The sequence below is a fragment of the [Clostridium] scindens ATCC 35704 genome (genome assembly GCF_004295125.1).
GTDB lineage: Bacteria > Bacillota > Clostridia > Lachnospirales > Lachnospiraceae > Clostridium_AP > Clostridium_AP scindens.
This window is the reverse complement of record NZ_CP036170.1, coordinates 1,827,754-1,848,922: the sequence shown is the minus strand read 5'-3', so window position 1 is coordinate 1,848,922 and position 21,169 is coordinate 1,827,754. Positions and strand designations below refer to the sequence as shown.

Genomic DNA, 21,169 nt, shown 5'->3' with positions numbered 1-21,169 from the left:
TTTCCTTTTCTTATATATGATATTCATTCTGATTCAGCCATTCTTTTACCTCATCAATATGCAATCCTTTCCAATATTCTTCTTGAAAATCGGCATCTCTTGGTATCGCTCCCGTTTCCAAAGTAATAACATTGGCTCCATATCGCACTGCCAATTCACTGGCCGGATGTGTACAGATATCTTTTACTGTTCTTCCGCATGCTAGACGCAGAACTGCCGTAATCTGTGCCATCCTCTTTTCGCTGATCATCGGAACATTCTCAAACGGAGTCCCTGCTACCGGAACTCTCGCCATCACACCACAGACATCCGTCTGATAATGCAAGGTTTCTAGAATCTTCTCCGCAATTTCTTCATTCGTATGTTCTATCCCCACCGGCTCCACCCAGAATCCAAGCTTCATCTTAGAATCACGAATCACTTCTACGGTGTGCACTCGATCTTCTACCCGGAACCTGGTGTCTACCCCTTCTCTCAATCTAACACAGTGATAAGCAATTCTGCCTCCGCACTCATACATATATTCCGCATCTGCCTCTTCCAGTTCCCCTATATTACATCCAAGCTCATAATCTCCCGGAACTGCTTCGCGAATACTCTTTATAATCTTCCCCAAGGAATTTGGATCGTAAAATTCTGTTGAACGAAGTAATATATAATGAAAATCATTTTTCACATAATATCTTACTTGTCGGACCATCTCTTCCAAGGTATATTCTTTCTCTTCTTTTACGATTCCCCAAGATTTTCCAAGAGAACAAAATTTGCAATCCATCTCACAAGGTTTGTAATCAACCCCTATGGCACCCCACAATCTTGCTTTTCCCTCTGTAACTTCCTGTGCCACTTCATGTGCCGCCATACCGAGTGCTTCTACTTCCTCTGATTTCGGATCTATGGAAAGCAATGCTATAAGTTCTTCTTTGGTAAACGGCTCTCCTCTGAAAGCTTTTTCTTTCGCTCTTTCAACCCTGCCAAACATATTTCTCTTCTCCTAAAGCTATCCTACCAGTATTTTGAATTTTCCCGATTCCTTCTATTATGTTCTATATCTGCGTCCTCTTGTGGAAATCCGAGAATAACCGGCAACAGATGCCATACATGTTCACACCCGTTACGTCTCAGATTTCCTGTACAGGATGCGCAATAAGTATAGATTTTCTCATATCCTTTCTTTCGAATCTTATCCGCAAATCCATTGGCAATCTCTGGTTCTGATGATTTCGCACATCCTCCAAGACCACAGCATTGAACATCTTTTATACATTGTATCTCATTGTTAAAAAATGTCTGTACAGATTCTTTCCAAAAACCTTCCATCCGATCGGGGCACGGCTGAAAAATGTATGGATTTTCGTCATCTATATTCTCCCCAATCTGAAGTTCCTTGATTTTCTCATATATAGACACGACTCGAACGTCCACTTTATCTTTCAAATACAAATAGCAGTTGGGACAAACGGTTATCAACTCTTCAATCTGATTTTCACACAATCTCTGTTGAATTCTTTGTATGCTTTCCCCAGCTTCCTTTGTTAATCCTAATTCTCTTACAGGTTTTCCACAACACTCATATATGGTTCCTATGTCGTACGATTCCAGAAATAACTTACTAAGTTTCTTTGTAGAATTTGGAAAATATGCTGGAAAGTTGCACCCCATAAACAGCACACTTTTATATCCTCCAAGACGATAATTCTGATACAGATAATCGATCTTTTCTTCCAATAATTTCTCATATCCGCCAATCACCGGATTCCCATGATTCTCTCTTGTCTGCTCTTCTCTTATCATCTGCATAATGACTTTTCCATCAATCCCTTTCGGACAATATGCAGCGCACTCTCCACACATAAAGCAATGAAAAGATAATTCTTTCAGCCTCTCAAGATTATCAAGGCTATGATCCAATCCGTATTTACATAAAAAATCACAGTGTGCTGTACATTGCCCACACCGTAAACACCCTTCCATAAGATTTATATAGCTTTTCATCTATCTTCCCTTCTCACTTAGGATACTTTTAGTATAACAAAAATCAACCTACACTTGTAATTGTTTTTATCTATAATCATCTATGCATATAGATGAAATCTGTGATATGAGTAATGGTGCACTTTTTCTTGTCTAAATTTCATAACACGCAATTTCCTAAACTGATGATGTTTCTTTCTATATAATTCTGTATATATAGATAATAACAATTTTATTCTATATGTAAAACTCTATATAATGAAATTGTAACCTATATCAATATTTTAAAGGAGAGATTATGAAAAAAAAATTATTAATGCTTCTCCTGGCCGGAGTTTTGGTCTTCAGTAATTCAATGCTTGTGCTGGCGGAGGAATCAACGGTTTCACCAACAGAAGAAGGTACTGATGCAGACACTACTAACAATACTGATATCAATACTGATATTAATACTGATACAAATACTCCTGGTCAGGATTCAATAAACGATGTCATTCCAAATGACATACAAACGTATGGTAATACCAACGATACAGTCACGGGAAAAGAGGCTGTAGATGCAATCAATAACGAAACGGTTCTGATTATTGATGTCCGTACTTCCGGCTCCTACGTAACAGGTCACTTAAAGGGATCTCTTTCACTTCCTGTATTTGCGGAAGGAAATGTAATTGAGGGTGCTGAGGCAGAAGCTCTGTGGACTGCATTTAACTCTTATGTACAAAGTAACCCGGGAACTTTTACTGGTAAAGATATCTATGTTCTTTGTAATAGTGGAAGTCGTGGAGCTATAAAGGCTAAAGAATTATTAAATAATCTTGGATACACGAACGTCTTTACCATTGTAGGTGGCGCGAAAGATGAAACTATTCAGGCTGCCTTTATCACAGAATACAATTTTGTAGATGGAGTTACAGCTGCTAATGAAATTGGTGCTGCTGACAAACTATTCTTAGATGTACGCGGAAATAGTGTCTATGCAACAGGTCACTTAAAGGGCTCTCTTTCACTTCCTGTATTTAATTCTGTAAGCAATAGTGTTGATGATGCAGAAGCACTCGCTAATCAAACTGCTTTTACGAATTATGTGAAGACTAATCCAACTACTTTTGCCGGAAAAGACATCTATATTCTTTGTAACAGTGGCTCACGCGGTGCTCAAAAAGCAACTCAACTGCTGGTAGATCAGGGAATATCCCAGAAAAATATCTTTACAATTAAGGGCGGTGCGAAAGATACGAATATAAAGGCTAAATTAACCTATGTATCTGCAGACGCCGCAATCAATGCTATTGGTAATAAGGATATTCTTCTTCTTGATGTACGTGCTGCCAGTGTATATGCAGCAGGTCACTTAAAAGGATCTCTTTCACTTCCTGTATTTGCGGAAGGAAATGTAATTGAGGGTGCTGAGGCAGAAGCATTATGGGCATCATTTACCGCATATGTAAAATCCAACCCGTCTACTTTTGGAAACAAAACTATTTATGTTCTTTGCAACAGCGGAAGCCGCGGTGCTGTAAAAGCTACTGAGTTATTACACAATGAAGGATATACAAATGTCTTCACCATCGAAGGTGGTGCCAAGAACGAATCTATTCAGGCTAAATTCATAACAACAGAACAGGAACAACAGGCGAATCAGAATACTGGAACAACTACGGATAAGAAATCATCTGTTACTGTTGCCACTAAAAATAGTGTACCAGAAACCGGCGATACCTCTCAGACATTTATGTATCTCCTTTTATTAGCTGCTTCTAGTGTAATTCTTGTTTTCAGAAAAAGAGTCGCAAGATAAGATATTAATCAAAATTGGTATTTTATTAATATAGGTTACATTACAAAGAGCCATTATCATGATTGATAACGGCTCTTATTTATCCCTTCGAAAATATCAATATAAAGGTCACTTTATAAGATAAATCTATCTTCCTTTCCAAAGTCTTGGCTGTATCTTTTACGAAGCACATGCTATAATTTATTTGCATGTAGGTATATCATGGCTTCGGTCAAAATACATGTGTGGTCTCGGGAACTCGATGAACAATTGATACAATTTAAGATTCGGTAAAGAAAGTATAATTCACTTTCCCATGTATCATCATGTGGTGTAGCCCGTAATCATTGAGTATCCGGTTATTAATCCGTTCAGTTGCCGTACGCTGGTTATAGATTTTGTGCCTTACAAAGGAAGAATGCATGTTAGCATTAGAAGATGCATCCCCAGAGGCAGTATTAATGAGAGGTGTCGCATCTGACATCATTCGTAGAAAAACAGGAAACACAGGAGCAATTTTCGGACAGATTGGATTCGAGTGTTCTCCTTGCAGTGGAAACTGTCCGTTCTGTTCTTTTGCAAAAGACTACACAATGATGCCAATAATCAACATGTGTGATGAAGCAATTGCAGAAGCTACAAGAAATTTTACAGGTGGGGATGATTTATACGGATTATATTTAATGACAATGGCTGATTACGATCTTGATGAGTTCTTAAGAAAAGTAGAGATTGTAAAACGGAACAAAGATGCCAATCTAAAGCAGAAAAGAGGAATATAATAATGAGTAAAAGAAGATTTATGGTTGTAAGTGGATTCCTTGGTGCAGGGAAAACAACAACAATGTTGGCTCTTACGAGATATATAAATAATCATGGTAAAAGAGCAGCGATTATTGCGAATGACCTTGGAGCAAGCAATATCATCGATGCAGAGTATTCAAGTCGATATGATGTAGAAGTAACACCGATTGCAGGGACATGTATTTGTTATGTTGGGGAAGTGTTAAATGAATGTATTGAACGATTAAATAAAGTTCCAAAAGATATTGTAATGTCCGATATTCCAGGTTGTGGAATCGGTGCATTAGAACATGTATACGGGAGACTGGATAGAGATTATAAAGATGACTATACATTAGCACCATTTACAGTAGTAACAGACCCTGAGAGACTTCGTATGATTATGCCAGAACAGGCAGATATCAATTTACCAGAAGAGTTGAAATTCTTATTGGATGCACAATTAAAAGAAGCAGATTGTGTTGTATTAAATAAGACAGACTTAATGACACAGGAAGAAATCGACCGCTACATGAAGTTCCTCAAAGAAGCTTGTCCTGATATCCCGGTTTTTGCGATTTCTGCAAAAGAAGAAACAGGATTAGAACCACTTGTTGATTATATTTTAACAGAAGAAAGCCGTGTAAATATTACAGATATTGGGTACGGTGGTGAAGAATTTCTTTCTGCGGAAGAAAAAATGTCCTGGTTCAACAGAAGTGTCTATATTACAACAAAGGATGAAAGTGAATTTGATGCAAATCAGCTTGTAGACGATTTGATTGATGAAATTCGTGATGGGCTGATTGCAAATAGAAAAAATGTTCCACATCTTAAAACATTTGCAATTGGGAAAGAAGGAGATTATGGGAAATGCAGCTTGATTGGTGTTGACTATGATATTCTTCATGATCAACGACTACAGGAAAAGACATCAAAATTAAAACTTGTTATAAATGCAAGAGCAGTCTGTGAATCAGACTTATTAATTGACATTGTAGACGATGCTTTTGAAGCTATCAGAGATCAGTACAATGTAAAAGTGAAAACGTTCTTTAGTGAATGCTTTGGGATGATGGATGAAGGATATAAAGATTGATAGATAATACAATTCATAAACAGGTAAGTGAATATTATGGGAAAATCTTAAAAAACAATGATGATCTCAAGACAAATGCTTGTTGCACAAGTTCAGCACCTCCACGTTACGTGCGTGAGATTTTACCGATGATTAAAGATGAGATTTTATCTCGCTTCTATGGATGTGGCTCGCCAATTTCTATGGGATTAAAAGGCCGTACAGTTTTAGACTTAGGATGCGGGACGGGAAGAGACGTTTTCATTCTGTCAAAACTTGCTGGAGAAAATGGTCATGTACACGGTGTGGATATGACTCCGGAACAAATTGAAGTTGCAATCAAATATCAAGAAGAACAAGCACAAATTTTTGGATTTTCAAAAGTAAATACAAGTTTTCATCTGGGATACATTGAAGATTTGAAGAGTCTTGGAATCGAAGATAATTCAGTGGATGTGGTAACTTCAAATTGTGTAATCAATTTATCACCATTCAAAGAGCTTGTTTTCAAAGAGGTATATCGTGTCTTAAAAGAAGGTGGAGAACTTTGTTTCTCCGACATATTTGCAGACAGAAGACTTCCGGAAGAGGTGAAAAACGACCCAGTGATGCATGGAGAGTGTATGGGTGGGGCAATGTACTTTGAAGATTTCCGACGTTTGCTTGAAAAGTGTGGATTCACAACATACTACATTGTAGATAAGACACCTATTCAACCAAATGATTTTGAAATTGCACGTAAGGTTGGAGACATTAAATTCTTCTCTTGTACAGTGCGTGCTTTCAAGTGTGAAGAGTTGGAAGACCGTGAAGAAAATTACGGTCATAGTGCGATATATCTTGGTACCATGGAAGAAAACAAGCGATACTTTGACTTTGATGAAAATTATCGTTTTGTAAAGAATAAGCCACTTGGTGTAAGCGGAAATGTTGCTAAGATTTTAAAAACATCACGAATGAAAGAGCATTTTCTGGTAGAAGGAACAGGAGAGGTGCATCATGGACTTTTTGGTGCCTTAGCTCTTCGAGTAAATCCAACACAATATGATGGAACTGCAAAGATTACAGCAAAAATATTGGATGAAGAAGCAGAACGATACGATATCCCTGCATTCATGGACAATGTAAGAGGAATGGATAAGTTATATTCCCGAGAAAATCTTACTACGATGCAGGTAAATGTGGGATACAAGTGTAACTTGACCTGTACACATTGTTTCTTAGAGTGTGGTCCTAAAAATAGTGTCTTCGACACTTCAACTCCCCTGCCCCTCAATCATGAGGGATAGGGGTTTCTTTTTGCTTCATTTTGCTTCATAATGGTCTTATGAATATCTTACAAAAAATTTTTATCGAACATTATGAAGAAATGATTTATCTTCAACATCCTCGTGATGCTATTGTTGAGAATGTAGAAAAAATGATTCATTGTGGCGATCCATCTTATGGTGGCGCCATGTATATTTGTCCCAATTGTGGTAATTTCAAATTTACTGCTTTTCGTTGTCATTCTCGCTTCTGTCCAACTTGTGGTAACATGTATTCCATTGACAGAACTACTGCTATGTCTTTTAAGATTATTGATGTACAACATCGGCATTGTGTTTTTACCATTGATGATTCTTTGCGGCCTTTTTTTCTTAAAGACCGTTCTCTTCTTAACTGCCTTTTTTCGGCAGTCAACAGCGTGATTTCTCGTATGTTCCATAAAGAAAATAAATCTGAATTATTTACTCCTGGATTTATTTGCGTCCTTCATACCTTTGGCAGAGATTTAAAATGGAATCCTCACATTCACTGCCTTGTTTCTGAAGGTGGTGTTGGTAATACTCTTTCCTGGCGACACTTCAAACATTTTAACTATCATTTTTTACGTGATGCGTTCCAAACTGCTCTTTTAAATGAACTCCATCAAAAAATAGGTCCAGCTTTCAAAAAAGTAAAATCTGCTATCTATGCAAAAGATAAAAATGGTTTTTATGTTCGCGCCATGCCTAACAAGTGTAATCCTTCTCAGGTTATCAAATATATCGGTCGTTATCTTGGCAGACCTGTTATTGCTACTTCTCGCATTGATTCTTACGATGGTGATTTTGTCACCTTCCATTACAACCGTCATGAAGACAATAAACTTATTACAGAAACTGTTCCTGTTTTGGAATTCATTGACCGCTTAACACAACACATCCCTGAAAAACATTTTAAAATGATTCGCTATTATGGTATTTACGCTCGTCACCGTAATTCTGACAATTTTTTACGAAAAGCCATTTCCAGAGAAAAACATAACTTTTTTCTTTCACTCAATAGGTGGCGTGATTCAATCTTACATTCTTTTGGTTACGATCCTTTAAAATGTCCGAACTGTGGAAAAACCATGCTATTTTTAGAACTATATTTTAATCATAATCCTGTTCCTTTGCATGAATTATACGAAAAGGCTATGCAAAAACATAGATGTCGTTCGCCTGCCTCGTTTTCATATCTTCCAAAACCTCTTTTCTCATGATAAACTCAATATATCTTAAGAACGGAGGCCACACTATGAAACGTATAACAGAAGCAGAACTCGCAAAGGAACTAAGGGAACAGTACATTAAAAATCCACCAGAAGGTATGACTTCTAAAGAAGTCCATGACATGAGTGACGACGAACTTCTGGATATGGATTATTTCTTACATGAATTTGATAACCTTGATGATGACGATTTTGGTGAAGAGGGCTTTTACATCTTTTAATCCAAACCGTCTGATTCACTATGCCCGCTTTTGAGCGGGCTATTTTAGTCCCCAAGTTCTCCGAAAGGAGAACTTTCCTATAAAGGAACAAAACGGAGATGATGACGAAAGAAACTATGGATATGTGTTTAAAGGCGTTCAAACGTGGGGGATTTCAGGTGATGGATATTACTGGAGGCTCTCCGGAGATGAATCCAAACTTAGAATATCTCATTGAAGAAGCTAGTAAACTTGGCAAGGTGCTTATTCGTACAAATCTAACTATTTTAAAAAGTACAAAATTTGAGCATCTGATTGATGTTTATGCAAAATACAATGTAAGGATTGTAAGTTCATTGCCATATTACAGTGAAGAGGTTGTAGAAAAACAAAGAGGAGACCATGTGTTCCAGTCATCCATCGAAGTGCTTCAAAAGCTGAATGCACTTGGATACGGTATAAAGGAAGACCTTTGTTTGACACTTGTATATAACACAGATGGACCATATCTTCCACCAAATGAATTTATGTTGGAAAATACATATCGTAAAGTATTGAAAAATGATTTTGGAATTGTATTTACAGATTTGATTGCAATTGGTAATGTGCCGATTGGACGATTTGGGCAAGATATGCGAAGCCGAGGGAAACTTGGTTCCTATTTAAAATTACAATGTGATAATTTCAATGAGGATAATGTGCCAAAAGTTATGTGTAGAGACCAAGTAAATGTTGATTATGATGGAAGCCTTTATGACTGCGAATACTATCATGTACTTGGTATAAAGCCACATGGACCAAAGCATATTTCAGAATTAACAGAAACACCAGCGAAACAGAGGAAAATCAAGACATGTACTCTTTGTTATAGTTGTACAGCTGGATACGGAAGTAGCTGTGGCGGTAATTTGTCACACTAGGAAAATCTGGAGATATGCTGAATATCTGTCAAAAGGTTGTAAGTGATACATATAGATAGGCTTGGCAAACCGCCAAGCCTATAAATCAAGAAAAGTTGATGGGATTGATAGACAACTTTTTATTTTATGATTTCATTTATGTTGTCCAAAAATTGGTCATCCAGATACGCTTCCAATTTACGGAAGGTTGACTCATTAAAGATTGCTTTCTCTGGGTTCTGATATTCTATCCATGCCATGGCACACCAGGTAATTCCTCTTAAGCAGGTAATCGGAATATACACATGAACTCTTTCTCTTAACCCCCGTACATCAAATCTTCCACCCACCTTATCCAGATAAGCATCTATAAATTGTTCGATTTGATCTTGGGTAAGGATAACATCTGTTTTCCAAAAGGTCGTAGTCGGAGCAAGAAAGTGTCCAAGATCCTGTGCAGGATCTCCATATAGAGGCTTCTCCCAATCAATCAGATATTCCCCCTCATCACCGATTAAAAAATTGGTGGAATTCAATTCTGTATTGATACAGCACTTATAGGATGATTCCTTCAGACTATCCACTCTTTTCCATCCAAGGTCTAACATCTTTCTTATTTTTGCCTTTTTCCCCTCATCTCCCAGTGGAGAATCCATATAAGTACATACCATCTCTTCACATTCATTTAAAATTGCCCGAAGCGGATTGCCTGGATCAATCAGAGAATGGTTTTCTGGTACATTCACACTATGAATATCAACCAGACAACCAGCTGCTCTTAGTAATTCTCGATTATAATCCAACGCATGACCTGGAAGATACTCCATGACCATAACCCCCTGTTCCATGTATGTAAAACTTCCATCCACATAGACAGGCGCCGGTGTACGTCCTGATTCTTTTAATAATTCAAGTGCTTTATATTCATATTCAATTTGATTACTCAGATGCATCTGGCTTCCATAATTAATGCGAAACACCATCTTCTTACCGGTTACCGGATGAATAAACCAGTAATTTCGATTATATTCTCCCTGCGCCAGCATATGATATTCTTCTGTAACTTCTTCCGGAAGCCCCATGACCTTCCTATAATGGGGCTGTCTGATATATTCCTCTAATTGTGTTTGATTCATCTCTGCTCCTTCTATCTAATATCTTCGTACATATCTGCAAGTTTCTGAACCTGTACTTTATCACGATACATCTTCCTCATACGATTCATTTTCCACATTAATCTTAACTTTGGTATCATTCCTCGTGGATATCTGCGATCTGAAGTATAGATTCTCTTATTTGCCATACCAAGTTTAATGCCAGCTTCCTTCAATGTCAGGGATAACTGATAATCTTCCATAATCGGAATCTGTGGAAACATTCCTAATTCAAAAAATAATTCTCTTTCCATAAACATTCCCTGATCCCCAAACATTACCTTGCGATCTTTCACTCTGTAGTTTGATATAACCCGGCATATGAACATCAATGGACTTTTGGAGCGGAATGCAATACCAAAACATCCCGCACGATATTCTCTCATAACCGTTCGGATTTCCCCCAGTACATTTTCAGGCAATTCACTATCACAATGGAGAAAAAATAAGATGTCACCTGTGCTTTCCAAAGCACCTTGGTTCATTTGATTAGCCCTTCCCTTTTCAGCAGAAATGACTCTATACCCTGGTTCTATAAGAGTCTGTGTTTTATCAGTGCTTCCACCATCTACTAATATAATTTCACACTGTTCTTTCAGTGAGGAAAGTTGTCTTTGCAACGGCACAATCAATTTTTCTTCATTATAAACTGGAATAATAATTGAGATCTTTGCAATTTCAGATACATACTTTCCTGTTTCTGTTTTGTATAATCTGTTATTTTCTCTCATATGATTTCTATACTTTTGCAAATCAGAGGGTGTATCCATATCCAAAAGTTCTTCTGTATAACCAACCCTAATACTTTCCGCTTGTAAACGTTTGAGTGTCTCATAAAATACAGAACTATGTCCGTATTGTTCGAGACCAAACACTTGTGGATATAACTTCTTCATTCCAACCAAATAGTAACCACCATCTACGGTCTTTCCAAACACAACATCCTTTTTATCCAGCACTTCAAATGCTTTCATAAGACAAGATGTCTGCAATTCCGGTACATCTGTTCCTATCAACAGACAGGAATCATATTCTTTTTTTAACACCTCTTCAAATGCATTGCACATTCGATTTCCCAGGTCATTTCCCTTTTGAGGGAAATAGTTTTTTTCTGTCCCCAAAATATCCATAATCTGTCTCTTATATTTTTCCTCGTCCGGTGTATAGCAAACATAAATATCTGCGGCACATTGTTCACATACTCTTCGAATATCCTTTAGAAAGCAAGTATGCAAATGCTCACACTGATCCGGCGTTAATGTCGGCATCATTCGTGTCTTTGTTTTCCCCGGAATCGGTACTCTGGTAAATATAATGATTGCTTTTTTCATGAAGAACCTCTATTTTTTGCTTTTCTTATTTTTTTCAGTATATATCTTTCGAATCAATACAATCAATGCAGATAATGCGAACAAAAGCATTAAGCCTGTCACAAACATTTTCGCACCACCGGTCAACATTCCTCCAACATAGGAATATACAATGGTTGCCGGAAGTTGTCCAAGCCCGGTTGCCAGGAAGAATGCACCAAAAGACATAGAAGTTAGTCCCGCCGCATAGCTTACGATATCAAAAGAAATAAATGGAAGTAGACGGCAGATAAGTATTGTATTTTTGCCATATTTTTCAAAAAATGTATCGATCTGCTTAAGACCTGCTTTACTTGTCAATTTTTCTGCTACATCTCTTCCAAGAATTCTCGCTATAAAGAAACACACCGCTGCACCAGCCATAGCGCTGGACCATGAAAGGATTGCACCTTGCCACCAGCCAAAAAGATTCGCATTTGCAAATGTGATCAGAAATGCCGGGAGTGGCGCTGCAATGGATTGTAATATCATTAACAAGAATGAAATTACCGCTGCATATGCTCCATAGGAAGCTACAAAATCTTTCACAACCGTAAAATCACCACTTGCAAACATACGGAAAATCTGATTCATCAATTCTCTTACGGATGGCACCAAATAATAACTTGCCACTAAAACGGCTAATATAACAATTACTACCACTTTCTTTATCCAGTTTTTCTGTTTTGTCATCTGTTCTTTCATATCCTCTTCTCCTACCAATATTTTGTCTTCATTCTGTTTAATAGAGATTTATGTGTATCTGGTCTCTCTTTTGTCCCCAATATTTCTATCAAAAGATGCTCTGTTCTTTCATATCCTCTTCTCACAAGATTTCCTGCACAAGATGCACAATAAGTATAAATTTTATCATTTCTATCTAGACTTTCCAACATTTCATCCGCAAGTTCTGGTTCTTTTCCTGCTGCACATCCACCCAATCCACAACACTGTATGTTTTTCAATTGTTCCGGCTGTTGGCTAAGATAATACTTGATCGTCTCTAACATTGCTCCATCTTCTCTGTCCGGACAAGGTGTAAATACCGTCAGTCGCTGTTCTATCTTTTTTCCGATTCCAAATTCAGCTAGTTTTTCATAAATACTTACAACTCTAATATCCAATCTTGGCTGCAGAAATGCATAACAATTCGGGCACAAGGTAATAATTTCTTCCACACCTTGCTCTGTTAGTTTCGTCTGTATCTTTTCTATAATTTGATTTTCCCGGTCTTCCATACCAAGTTCAGCAATTGGTTTGCCACAACAATCGAATACCATTCCTATTCCAGCCTTCTCCTTTAGTGTCTCAGCCAGATATCTTGTTGTTTTCGGATAAAAAGATGGAAAATTACATCCCGGAAACAATACACTCTTTCCAGAAAGGTTTTTATAATTACGAAACAAATACCTTTCTTTTTCAATTTTTAACATTCCATATCCTTTTTCTGGAATTTTGTTATTGTTTTCTTTTACTTTCTGCCTCCGGATTTGAAGAATTTTCTGTCTCCCATCAATTCCTATCGGACATACTTCTGTACATTTTCCACACAAAAAGCAATGATATGCCAGTTCTTCTAACTTCTCCGTATCTCCAATATCTATCCCGTATTTTTTTAAAAATACACAGTTCTTCTGACAGACTCCACAATGAACACATGCATTTTCATCAACGGACTTATTCTCCTTCATTCACATCCTCCTGTATATATTTCTTTTTTAAAAGTACTCCTGTTAGAATTACAATAACTGCCAATACAATGGCAATTCCAATATATAAGCCCCTGTTCTCTGTATCTGTAATGCCGGCTGTTCCAATCGTATACATGGCTGTTCCAGGTAGCATAAATATGAATGACCCAATCGTATATGTACGAAAAGAAATATCTGTAATTCCATAAGCAAAGTTTTGAAGGTTATATGGAAATACCGGAACGACTCTTGTTATAAGCAATACAAATAACTCATTTTTGCCTGATTCATCAAATAACCATTTTTTCAGATATTTATTCTTCATTACCAATGGTTTTATCCCGTCCTTTAAAAAGAATCTCCCTGCCAAAAATGCTAACACCGCTCCTATAGTCGTTGCAATCGAACATAATATAGTTCCCAATATTGGTCCAAAAATTAAACCCGCAAATACTGCAAAGGTAATGCCCGGAAGTGCTAATACAACACATCCAACAATTGTGATAGCCGTATATATCAGTGCTGCGTATACAAAATTATCTTCTACTATCTTTTTTAAAAAAAGAAGGTTCTTAGTATCTCCCAGGTAAGAAGACCATCCAAAAATGTAATTTAATACTAAAACCAAAACTGCCAATCCTATAAATATCCATATCTTTTTATTTTTCATTATCGTACCCTTACTGAAAATAAGCGTTGCCTTTTTGACAACGCCCATTTATTATTTTTATATTACTGTTCACCACTTCTTAGTTTTAATTATAATATTATGCTAATTTTTCCACAAGTTAATAATATTAATAACCAACATTACTTATTGAGATTTCATATGTATTTTCATGAAGCGTACCTGCACGGTCACCGGACTGATCGTGTTTGTGTCAAATGGTTTGAAAGAATCAATCAGCGCAACCGGGACAATCGGACATTTTGCCTTGGTTGCTGCTTTGAAACTTCCTCCTTTAAAATCCAGCAGTTCATTGCCGTTTTTGGAACGAGTAAAATATTTCTTATAACCATCAACAAGATTCTTTTCATATCTTCTGGTACTCCTTTATCGCTGTTTCATACAAATTATTACCCTCGCAGTCTGCGACGACAATTGCTGGAAAATCTTCAACTTTAAGCTTTCTTATTGCCTCTGCACCAAGATCATTATAAGCCACTACTTCTGATTCTTTGATACATTTTGACAAGAGTGCTCCTGCACCACCCACTGCTGCCAGATAAACACTTCCATTTCTTTTCACTGCCTCAAGAACCTCAGGACTTCTCTTTCCTTTTCCGATCATGGCTGTAAGTCCGAGATCAAGAAGCTTCAGCGCATATCTGTCCCTACAACTTGCAGTCGTAGAGCCTGCAGAACCGATTGAGCGTCCCTCTCTTGCCGTATAGATTGTTCCTGTAATATATACATAATCACCCGCTCTCAGTGTCCGGGAGACTTTCTTCGTAATTGGTGCCGTAATATGTTTGTCCATAACGATACCTCCCTTATAATGAGCAGGGGGATTTCCCTGAAAAAGGCGGGACATATTGAATTCACCTTTGGGTAATATACGTTTCCCAACTCGCTTTGATCTATCTCATACCCCTTCTCCAGCATCGCCTCTTCATCCTCATCGGTAAAACTTACCGACATCTCCTTATATGGAGGCGCGCATCAGCTGGTTATACTCCCGATATTAAGTACCACATGCTTCCATCCGAACCTTTGCATGTATTCTTTTGCTTCTTCATTTAATTCTACCACCGTTGTTCCTTTGCCATCTTTAATCATTTTATTCCAATATTATAAATCAGTCAATATATCCCAATCCATCCTTTGGTTTTCAAAATCATATCCATATTATTCCAATCCTCTCTTGATATTTTATGGATAAATCATAAGCAAAAATTTGAAGTTTCTATAAGGGAAATAGAAAAGAAGCGTGCAAAACCGATAATTACTCATCTAGTTTACACGCCTCTTAATCACTCATCAACGAGCAACTAATATTTAGTTTACTGGTTGTGGGTCTTCATAAGTACCTTTTACAGCATCTTTGCCGTAAACGATCCATCCAGCCCATCCATCATTGTAAAGTGATGTATCTTCAAGTCCCATTGCCTGTGCATACCACATAACAGCTGCTGCTCTGTATCCGCCACCGCAGTAGAATGATAAATGTTTGTTCACATCAACGTTGGAATTGCTCCACATTTCAAGAATTTCTGAAGCATCTCTCATTGTTCCATCAATGTTTTCATAATACATCATAGATGATCCGGTGCAATCAGGTCCTTGTGCTGAACCATCTTCTTGTCCGAAAATCGCACCGTTAAGGCGTCCTGCTTCTTCCACATAGCTGTATCCACTAGATTCCCCTGTGAATTCTTTGTATGCACGTGTATCAATCACTTGTGCATTCTTGTCAGTTAATAGCAAAGACACTTCCTCAACATCATCAATATAATCCGGGTTAAGAGGTTTGTCTGTACCAAAATCTTCTACTGCGACTGGTGTGTTAGAACCTTTTTCTGCTTCGTATCCGGCATCCGTCCAACCATTTGCACCGCCACTCATAATATATACATCTTCTACACCAAGGTATTTAAGAATTGTAGCCAGGTGACAAGAGAATAATCCGGCTCCAGTTACAACTACAGTACTATCTACAGTAACACCTGCTTTTTTTACTGTTTCTAACAAGATCTCGTCTTTATCAAGAACATAAATATTGTTTTCATCATCAACATCATCTGAATTAATGTGAATTGCTGTTGGAACATGTCCTTCTAAGTAGCCTGATTCTTCTTCAGTTCCCCAGCTAAATTCTAAAACTTTAAGATCTTTAACTTCTCCAACTTCTTCGACTGTTTCTCCATCGATTAGTTTTTTCACAATACTTGGAGGAAGAATTGTTTGATAGTTTTCATATTTAACAAGTTCTCCATCCCAATCTGCAAGGTTAAATGTCTCAATATCTTTTACACCTTTACCGGAAAGGTATTCAGATACAGCAGCCGCATCCTTGCCATTTTCGTCATAAATGATAACTTTTGTATCTGCTGTGATTCCTTTGTCTTCCATACAAATTTCAAGACGCTCTTCACGTGTACGATTATCATCATTTGCTTCGTCATCATATTCACAGGTTAACCAAGCTGCTGAAAATCCACTTGAACTTTCAATATGTCCACCAAGTTTGTTGTTTTCTGTTGACCATCCAGCATATGCATCTTGTGTACGGGCATCCAGCACAACCGCATTTTCATCTTTCAATGCTGCTTTCACATCTTCAACCGTAACACCTTCTTCTTTAGCGGAATTGTCTGAAACTTCTTTACTTCCGCATGCTGTGACTAATGTTGCAATCATACTGACAGACAGCAAGATTGCCAATAGTTTTCTTTTCATTTCTTATCCCCCAATTCTTTCTAATGGATTATATATAGTTCTCTATAATCCTAGTTTCTATAATATCATACATAGCCACTACGCTACAAAACGATATCCCAACCCACGAACAGTCAAGATATATTTCGGATTTGAAAAATCCTCCTCCAGTTTTTTACGGAGACGATTCATATAGACGACAATAGTACTGTCATCCACAATATCATTATCCCAAACCATCTCATAAAGTGCATCTTTCGAAAATACACGATTCACATTATCCATAAACAAGCGGATAATTGCATTTTCCTTAGAGGAAAGTATAATTTCTTCCCCGTTTTTATAAAAACGCATTGTAACAGTATTATATTCAAATGGGCCCGCGCTCAACAGTGTCGGATTCGTTCCCAGACTTCCCTGGCTCCGCCGCAACAACGCCTTGGCCTTCGCCGCCAATATAATCGGATTAAATGGTTTCGTTATATAATCATCTGCTCCAAGATCTAATCCATATAAGGTATCATAATCTTCTTTTCTGCCACTTATGATGATCACAGGTGTTGTAATCCCTGCTTGTCTTACAGACTGTAACAACTGGAAACCATCCATGTCCTGCAGATTAATATCCAGCAATATCAAGGAATATGTTTCAGCATGTATTTTCTCTAACGCAACAATCCCTGACGATTCCGTTTCTACAAGAAACCCGTTACTTTTCATGATTTTGTATAACATATTTAAAACAGTCTCGTCATCATCAACAACTAATACTTTATCCTTCATTTTCAACCTCTAACTTATATATATTGCTTATATAGTATAGCATTGAAAATACTACTTGTGAAATTGATATTATCCATAAACTTATAGAGATTTATCTATACGTATATAGATAACTTACATATCTAGTTCCTCGGAAATGTTATGGAAAATGTGGTACCTGTTCCCACTTCGCTTTGCACTTCTATTGTGCCCCGGTGTTCCTCAACCACCTGCTGCACGATTGCCAGCCCAAGTCCAGTTCCTTTTCCGGCTTCTTTCGTGGTAAAAAATGGTTCATAAATCTTTTCTAGATTCTCCTTACTAATCCCCGGGCCATTATCTTGGACTTTTAAGGATACTCTTTCTGTATCGCATGACGTAACAACCGTGATCTCTCCAGTTTTATTTCCTGCCTCTTGAATCGCCTGAATAGAATTGATCACCAGATTCAGAACCATCTGTGACACCTGCATTGGATTGGCCGTAATCATAGCATCTTCCGCCTGATAGTTCACATTTACAATCATATTCGAAGGCTTCGTTGCAATAATCGCTTCCATTTCCTTGCGAATCAGCGGATCAAATTCCACCTGCATAATAGTCATATCGGAATTCTTTCTGGATAAATCTGATATTCTTCTGATTAGGGTTTTGGCATTCTTGGTAGAATTATATATTTCAACCAGATAATCCTCCAGATCTTCCTTCTCTCCCTCACCCTCAGCCACATCGAGAGCCATAACGCTATACCCCATAATCGGGGATAACAGATTATTAAATTCATGGGCAATTCCTGATGTTAATGTGCCAATTGTTTCCAATCGCTGATGATGAAGATTATCATTCATCTGGTCGTGTAATAATGATAGTTCTCTGTTTTTCACTTTTAAGTTATTGATCTCCATTAAGCTTTCGTTATGTCTATATATAATGTAGAACATGCTCATGACAAAGACAATCAGACATATTACAATAAAAACTGCCGCATAGATCATTCGTCGTATCACAACATACGCAGGCGCTGAGATCTTATCATAATTAATCGAAACTGCAATCGATAGCAACTGATTATCTGTCTGATATGCGGGCATTGAATGTATTCTGGCACGATATAATTTTCCGGAGCCATAATTTCTGTTCTGGTAGAAATTGGTTGTAACCTTATTTTCTTCATATGCCTCTTGAATATAAGACAACCCTTTTTCCTTGAAAACCTTTTCGGAAGGTTCCTGCTCTGCATGAACGACATCTTTCATCTGATATACATAATATGGATTCTTTGCATCATAAAGGCTGATCTCATAGTTTTCTGTTTCATCTGTTTTTCCAAGTGTTGTCTCAAAAAATTCTGCAAGATTAATGAAAAGTCCATATACAACCCCATTCTCAGACCGCTCGTAAAAAGCAAGATACGCTTCCCCTCCTTTTCCGGCACAGATACATCCGCCACGGTTAATGGTCTGGATAATGTCCTTACGGAGTATCTGCCCTTTCGAAAGATCATAGGAAAGAACAATCGTATCATTGTCTATGGCAACCATATCCGTATAAGACAAATCACCGGGAACCATCTGCTCCTTAAAATAATCAAGCAGTGCGTCCGGAGTACCCTCTTCCAGGATCTTCGCCTCTTGTGCCTGAAAGTCCTTCCGATGAATAATGTAGGTCAGTTCCTCCTGATACCGGTCGATATAGCTTTTTAAAGTTCGATCAGAAGATGCAATAATTTTCTCTGCATATAACGATTCTATCTGTTCGGAAATCAGCTCATACTTCCCAACCGTATACCATGCAAATAACGCATAAAAGATAACGAGCAAAGCAGCAATTACACCTGTCAAAATATACATTTTTTTATTTTTATGAAGCGTATTTACAATCTTTATCACACTTGATCTCATAGCGATTCCTCTACATTCTTTTCCACGCTGCCAATTCCGATTGAGATAGCAGATGCAGAACATATTTTGGCACACTCCCCACATCTGATACACTCCGGGCTATTGATATTCTTCGTAACGTCAACCTGCATAGGACAGATCTTCTCACATTTACCACAGCCAACACATTTTTCCCGATCCAGCTTCATCTGCACAAAACTAAAGCGCTGAAATACCGCATAAAATGCACCTAACGGGCAGAGATATCTGCAGAAAAATCTGGGAATCAATACGGCTCCAGCCAGGATCAGAATTAGTAAACTTACCTTCCACTGAAAAAGTGCTCCCGCTATTGCGCGTAAGCTGTCATTCAGTAAAACCAGCGGGATTCCGCCTTCCAGTGTCCCGGCAGGACAGATATATTCGCAGAAATACGGTGGTGTAACACCTGTGATACCTCCCGCAAATGCTGGCAATAAGAGGACCATCACAACCAGGATGATATACTTTAGCCACCGCAGACACTGATCCAGCCGCTTCGGTATGTTCACCCTGGGATGCGGCACTTTATGTAACAGATCTTGAATCAATCCGAACGGGCATAAGAATCCACATACCGTTCTGCCAAGAAGAATCCCAAATAACATCAACGTTCCTAAGACGTAAAAAGGAAATCTTCCATGCACGCCGCCAACCACTGCCTGCAGTGCACCAATCGGACAAGATCCCATTGCTCCCGGGCAGGAGTAGCAATTCAAAACAGGCACACACACGGCCTTTGTTTTGCCCGTAAATATTCTCTTTTGTGCAAATCCTGCTGCATAGCCGTTCAGAAACACTGCTGCCATAGCCTGAATGATTCTGCGACATGAGAGGATTCGCTTACTTACCCGATTCCGATGCATTCCAGACATATTCTTACCGCCTTTTCTAACACTATCAAATATTCTTTTTGGTATATCCCTATTCCGATAAATACGCTGGAAACGCATAATAAAACATAGCGTACTATTTTTTCCATTCGGCCTCCTTATCCATCTCAGAAAGTGCCGTATTAATTGCCTCTGTATATACACCTTCTAAGTCCGGGGAACTTCCAACGATCGTAGAACCTACCCTGTTTCCTTCTGCATCAAATAATAAAGTCGTTGGAACATATAATATCTGCGAATTCACCTTTTCCATATCTCCATCACCACTTTTGGTCACAAGCCCCGTGTAGCCTGTCCGTCCGATGATCTCCTTCGCAGCCTCTTCCTCTGTATCCGCATCCAGACACACAAGGACCATCTGCACATTATCCGGTAAAGTACCTCTGATCTCCTCTAACTTCGGCATTTCCTGCACACATGGGGCACATGTTGTCATCCAGAAATTCATCACTGTAAGATCCTTATTTGCAAAGTCATCCTGAGTAAACATTCCGCCATCCATCGTTTCACAGGAAAATGTATTTAGATTCGAAAAGGTTGACCCATCTCCTTGTGAATCATCTGCCGAATCTCCGGACTCCGTATTCGCTGACTCAGCTGATGAATCTGCATCCTTTTTGCCACACCCACCAAGCACAGTGGAAACACATAAACCTAACACAAACATCATTGTCGCAATTTTCTTCTTCATATAGCATTTTCTCCTCTACTATTCGTATGTTTATGATAACAAATGCCTGGCAATGCTTTCAAGAACCATCCCAAAGATAAACATTTTTTAATCTAACAT

21 protein-coding genes and 1 pseudogene are annotated in these 21,169 nt (G+C 38.1%); 7 read left to right on the top strand and 15 right to left on the bottom strand.

The genetic code is table 11. The features are described from left to right. Nucleotides 1-10: 10 nt before the first annotated feature. Both HDCHBGLK_RS09465 and HDCHBGLK_RS09460 read right to left on the bottom strand, forming a co-directional pair. The gene (locus HDCHBGLK_RS09465) at nucleotides 11-982 is read right to left on the bottom strand and encodes a biotin synthase BioB (protein WP_004608097.1); all 972 of its coding nucleotides are present in this window, start codon (nucleotides 980-982) and stop codon (nucleotides 11-13) included. A 23-nt stretch (nucleotides 983-1,005) separates the two neighbouring features. Then, nucleotides 1,006-1,800 (bottom strand): (Fe-S)-binding protein, encoded by a 795-nt coding sequence (locus HDCHBGLK_RS09460; RefSeq protein WP_233440646.1) that lies wholly within the window; start codon nucleotides 1,798-1,800, stop codon nucleotides 1,006-1,008. A gap of 472 nt (nucleotides 1,801-2,272) precedes the next feature. Between HDCHBGLK_RS09460 and HDCHBGLK_RS09455 the strand changes: the two genes are divergently transcribed. The 7 genes from HDCHBGLK_RS09455 to arsS all read left to right on the top strand — a co-directional run bounded on the left by HDCHBGLK_RS09455 (nucleotide 2,273) and on the right by arsS (nucleotide 9,253). Continuing rightward, nucleotides 2,273-3,775 (top strand): rhodanese-like domain-containing protein, encoded by a 1,503-nt coding sequence (locus tag HDCHBGLK_RS09455; protein WP_004608095.1) that lies wholly within the window; start codon nucleotides 2,273-2,275, stop codon nucleotides 3,773-3,775. 401 nt (nucleotides 3,776-4,176) lie between these two features. After that, nucleotides 4,177-4,536, top strand: a complete 360-nt coding sequence (locus HDCHBGLK_RS09450; protein WP_004608094.1) for a hypothetical protein — start codon at nucleotides 4,177-4,179, stop codon at nucleotides 4,534-4,536. Between the two features lie 2 nt (nucleotides 4,537-4,538). Further along, on the top strand, nucleotides 4,539-5,636 hold the full coding sequence (locus HDCHBGLK_RS09445; protein WP_004608092.1) for a GTP-binding protein: 1,098 nt from the start codon (nucleotides 4,539-4,541) through the stop codon (nucleotides 5,634-5,636). After that, nucleotides 5,633-6,904, top strand: a complete 1,272-nt coding sequence (locus HDCHBGLK_RS09440; RefSeq protein WP_004608091.1) for a methyltransferase domain-containing protein — start codon at nucleotides 5,633-5,635, stop codon at nucleotides 6,902-6,904. The genes HDCHBGLK_RS09445 and HDCHBGLK_RS09440 overlap by 4 nt, the downstream gene beginning before the upstream one ends. A gap of 38 nt (nucleotides 6,905-6,942) precedes the next feature. Further along, the gene (locus HDCHBGLK_RS09435) at nucleotides 6,943-8,124 is read left to right on the top strand and encodes an IS91 family transposase (RefSeq protein ID WP_039909242.1); all 1,182 of its coding nucleotides are present in this window, start codon (nucleotides 6,943-6,945) and stop codon (nucleotides 8,122-8,124) included. 35 nt (nucleotides 8,125-8,159) lie between these two features. Beyond that, entirely contained in the window at nucleotides 8,160-8,354 is a 195-nt protein-coding gene (locus tag HDCHBGLK_RS09430) for a hypothetical protein (protein ID WP_004607984.1), read from the top strand. 98 nt (nucleotides 8,355-8,452) lie between these two features. Next, a complete protein-coding gene (arsS, locus tag HDCHBGLK_RS09425; RefSeq protein ID WP_233440643.1) occupies nucleotides 8,453-9,253 on the top strand; it encodes an arsenosugar biosynthesis radical SAM (seleno)protein ArsS in 801 nt (266 codons plus the stop codon). Between the two features lie 119 nt (nucleotides 9,254-9,372). Here the strand turns inward: arsS and HDCHBGLK_RS09420 are convergent, their stop codons facing one another. The 13 genes and pseudogenes from HDCHBGLK_RS09420 to HDCHBGLK_RS09360 form a co-directional block, all read right to left on the bottom strand. Continuing rightward, nucleotides 9,373-10,368, bottom strand: a complete 996-nt coding sequence (locus tag HDCHBGLK_RS09420) for an aminoglycoside phosphotransferase family protein (protein ID WP_004605535.1) — start codon at nucleotides 10,366-10,368, stop codon at nucleotides 9,373-9,375. Nucleotides 10,369-10,379: 11 nt separating this feature from the next. Beyond that, nucleotides 10,380-11,717 carry a TIGR04283 family arsenosugar biosynthesis glycosyltransferase gene (locus HDCHBGLK_RS09415; protein ID WP_004605534.1) on the bottom strand — a complete coding sequence of 446 codons (1,338 nt, stop codon included), beginning with the start codon at nucleotides 11,715-11,717 and terminating at the stop codon, nucleotides 10,380-10,382. 9 nt (nucleotides 11,718-11,726) lie between these two features. Beyond that, a complete protein-coding gene (locus tag HDCHBGLK_RS09410) occupies nucleotides 11,727-12,428 on the bottom strand; it encodes a TVP38/TMEM64 family protein (RefSeq protein ID WP_039909374.1) in 702 nt (233 codons plus the stop codon). 23 nt (nucleotides 12,429-12,451) lie between these two features. Further along, nucleotides 12,452-13,426 (bottom strand): (Fe-S)-binding protein, encoded by a 975-nt coding sequence (locus HDCHBGLK_RS09405; RefSeq protein WP_004605532.1) that lies wholly within the window; start codon nucleotides 13,424-13,426, stop codon nucleotides 12,452-12,454. Then, on the bottom strand, nucleotides 13,413-14,096 hold the full coding sequence (locus HDCHBGLK_RS09400) for a TVP38/TMEM64 family protein (protein WP_233440641.1): 684 nt from the start codon (nucleotides 14,094-14,096) through the stop codon (nucleotides 13,413-13,415). The genes HDCHBGLK_RS09405 and HDCHBGLK_RS09400 overlap by 14 nt, the downstream gene beginning before the upstream one ends. A 165-nt stretch (nucleotides 14,097-14,261) precedes the next feature. Then, nucleotides 14,262-14,426 (bottom strand): annotated as a pseudogene (locus HDCHBGLK_RS19995) (1-acyl-sn-glycerol-3-phosphate acyltransferase); the annotation flags it as partial. A 34-nt stretch (nucleotides 14,427-14,460) separates the two neighbouring features. Continuing rightward, nucleotides 14,461-14,907 (bottom strand): fumarate hydratase C-terminal domain-containing protein, encoded by a 447-nt coding sequence (locus tag HDCHBGLK_RS09390; protein ID WP_009247835.1) that lies wholly within the window; start codon nucleotides 14,905-14,907, stop codon nucleotides 14,461-14,463. A gap of 518 nt (nucleotides 14,908-15,425) precedes the next feature. Beyond that, nucleotides 15,426-16,826 (bottom strand): rhodanese-like domain-containing protein, encoded by a 1,401-nt coding sequence (locus tag HDCHBGLK_RS09380; RefSeq protein WP_004605529.1) that lies wholly within the window; start codon nucleotides 16,824-16,826, stop codon nucleotides 15,426-15,428. A 78-nt stretch (nucleotides 16,827-16,904) separates the two neighbouring features. Continuing rightward, entirely contained in the window at nucleotides 16,905-17,588 is a 684-nt protein-coding gene (locus HDCHBGLK_RS09375; protein WP_004605528.1) for a response regulator transcription factor, read from the bottom strand. A 122-nt stretch (nucleotides 17,589-17,710) separates the two neighbouring features. Continuing rightward, nucleotides 17,711-19,468 carry a sensor histidine kinase gene (locus HDCHBGLK_RS09370; protein WP_004605527.1) on the bottom strand — a complete coding sequence of 586 codons (1,758 nt, stop codon included), beginning with the start codon at nucleotides 19,466-19,468 and terminating at the stop codon, nucleotides 17,711-17,713. After that, nucleotides 19,465-20,361: a 4Fe-4S binding protein gene (locus HDCHBGLK_RS09365; protein WP_050755124.1), complete on the bottom strand. Its 897-nt coding sequence runs from the start codon at nucleotides 20,359-20,361 to the stop codon at nucleotides 19,465-19,467. Before HDCHBGLK_RS09365 ends, HDCHBGLK_RS09370 begins: the two co-directional genes overlap by 4 nt. Next, entirely contained in the window at nucleotides 20,334-20,468 is a 135-nt protein-coding gene (locus HDCHBGLK_RS19560) for a CD1871A family CXXC motif-containing protein (RefSeq protein WP_267899454.1), read from the bottom strand. The genes HDCHBGLK_RS09365 and HDCHBGLK_RS19560 overlap by 28 nt, the downstream gene beginning before the upstream one ends. Beyond that, the gene (locus tag HDCHBGLK_RS09360) at nucleotides 20,456-21,070 is read right to left on the bottom strand and encodes a TlpA family protein disulfide reductase (RefSeq protein WP_004605525.1); all 615 of its coding nucleotides are present in this window, start codon (nucleotides 21,068-21,070) and stop codon (nucleotides 20,456-20,458) included. The genes HDCHBGLK_RS19560 and HDCHBGLK_RS09360 overlap by 13 nt, the downstream gene beginning before the upstream one ends. Nucleotides 21,071-21,169: the final 99 nt, after the last annotated feature.

What these genes read in the sequence shown, in the direction of transcription:
- HDCHBGLK_RS09465 (WP_004608097.1), bottom strand. Translation starts at nt 982, where the DNA reads ATGTTTGGCAGGGTTGAAAGAGCGAAAGAAAAAGCTTTCAGAGGAGAG.
- HDCHBGLK_RS09460 (WP_233440646.1), bottom strand. Translation starts at nt 1,800, where the DNA reads ATGCAGATGATAAGAGAAGAGCAGACAAGAGAGAATCATGGGAATCCG.
- HDCHBGLK_RS09455 (WP_004608095.1), top strand. Translation starts at nt 2,273, where the DNA reads ATGAAAAAAAAATTATTAATGCTTCTCCTGGCCGGAGTTTTGGTCTTC.
- HDCHBGLK_RS09450 (WP_004608094.1), top strand. Translation starts at nt 4,177, where the DNA reads ATGTTAGCATTAGAAGATGCATCCCCAGAGGCAGTATTAATGAGAGGT.
- HDCHBGLK_RS09445 (WP_004608092.1), top strand. Translation starts at nt 4,539, where the DNA reads ATGAGTAAAAGAAGATTTATGGTTGTAAGTGGATTCCTTGGTGCAGGG.
- HDCHBGLK_RS09435 (WP_039909242.1), top strand. Translation starts at nt 6,943, where the DNA reads ATGAATATCTTACAAAAAATTTTTATCGAACATTATGAAGAAATGATT.
- HDCHBGLK_RS09430 (WP_004607984.1), top strand. Translation starts at nt 8,160, where the DNA reads ATGAAACGTATAACAGAAGCAGAACTCGCAAAGGAACTAAGGGAACAG.
- arsS (WP_233440643.1), top strand. Translation starts at nt 8,453, where the DNA reads ATGATGACGAAAGAAACTATGGATATGTGTTTAAAGGCGTTCAAACGT.
- HDCHBGLK_RS09420 (WP_004605535.1), bottom strand. Translation starts at nt 10,368, where the DNA reads ATGAATCAAACACAATTAGAGGAATATATCAGACAGCCCCATTATAGG.
- HDCHBGLK_RS09415 (WP_004605534.1), bottom strand. Translation starts at nt 11,717, where the DNA reads ATGAAAAAAGCAATCATTATATTTACCAGAGTACCGATTCCGGGGAAA.
- HDCHBGLK_RS09410 (WP_039909374.1), bottom strand. Translation starts at nt 12,428, where the DNA reads ATGACAAAACAGAAAAACTGGATAAAGAAAGTGGTAGTAATTGTTATA.
- HDCHBGLK_RS09405 (WP_004605532.1), bottom strand. Translation starts at nt 13,426, where the DNA reads ATGAAGGAGAATAAGTCCGTTGATGAAAATGCATGTGTTCATTGTGGA.
- HDCHBGLK_RS09400 (WP_233440641.1), bottom strand. Translation starts at nt 14,096, where the DNA reads ATGAAAAATAAAAAGATATGGATATTTATAGGATTGGCAGTTTTGGTT.
- HDCHBGLK_RS09390 (WP_009247835.1), bottom strand. Translation starts at nt 14,907, where the DNA reads ATGGACAAACATATTACGGCACCAATTACGAAGAAAGTCTCCCGGACA.
- HDCHBGLK_RS09380 (WP_004605529.1), bottom strand. Translation starts at nt 16,826, where the DNA reads ATGAAAAGAAAACTATTGGCAATCTTGCTGTCTGTCAGTATGATTGCA.
- HDCHBGLK_RS09375 (WP_004605528.1), bottom strand. Translation starts at nt 17,588, where the DNA reads ATGAAGGATAAAGTATTAGTTGTTGATGATGACGAGACTGTTTTAAAT.
- HDCHBGLK_RS09370 (WP_004605527.1), bottom strand. Translation starts at nt 19,468, where the DNA reads ATGAGATCAAGTGTGATAAAGATTGTAAATACGCTTCATAAAAATAAA.
- HDCHBGLK_RS09365 (WP_050755124.1), bottom strand. Translation starts at nt 20,361, where the DNA reads ATGTCTGGAATGCATCGGAATCGGGTAAGTAAGCGAATCCTCTCATGT.
- HDCHBGLK_RS19560 (WP_267899454.1), bottom strand. Translation starts at nt 20,468, where the DNA reads ATGGAAAAAATAGTACGCTATGTTTTATTATGCGTTTCCAGCGTATTT.
- HDCHBGLK_RS09360 (WP_004605525.1), bottom strand. Translation starts at nt 21,070, where the DNA reads ATGAAGAAGAAAATTGCGACAATGATGTTTGTGTTAGGTTTATGTGTT.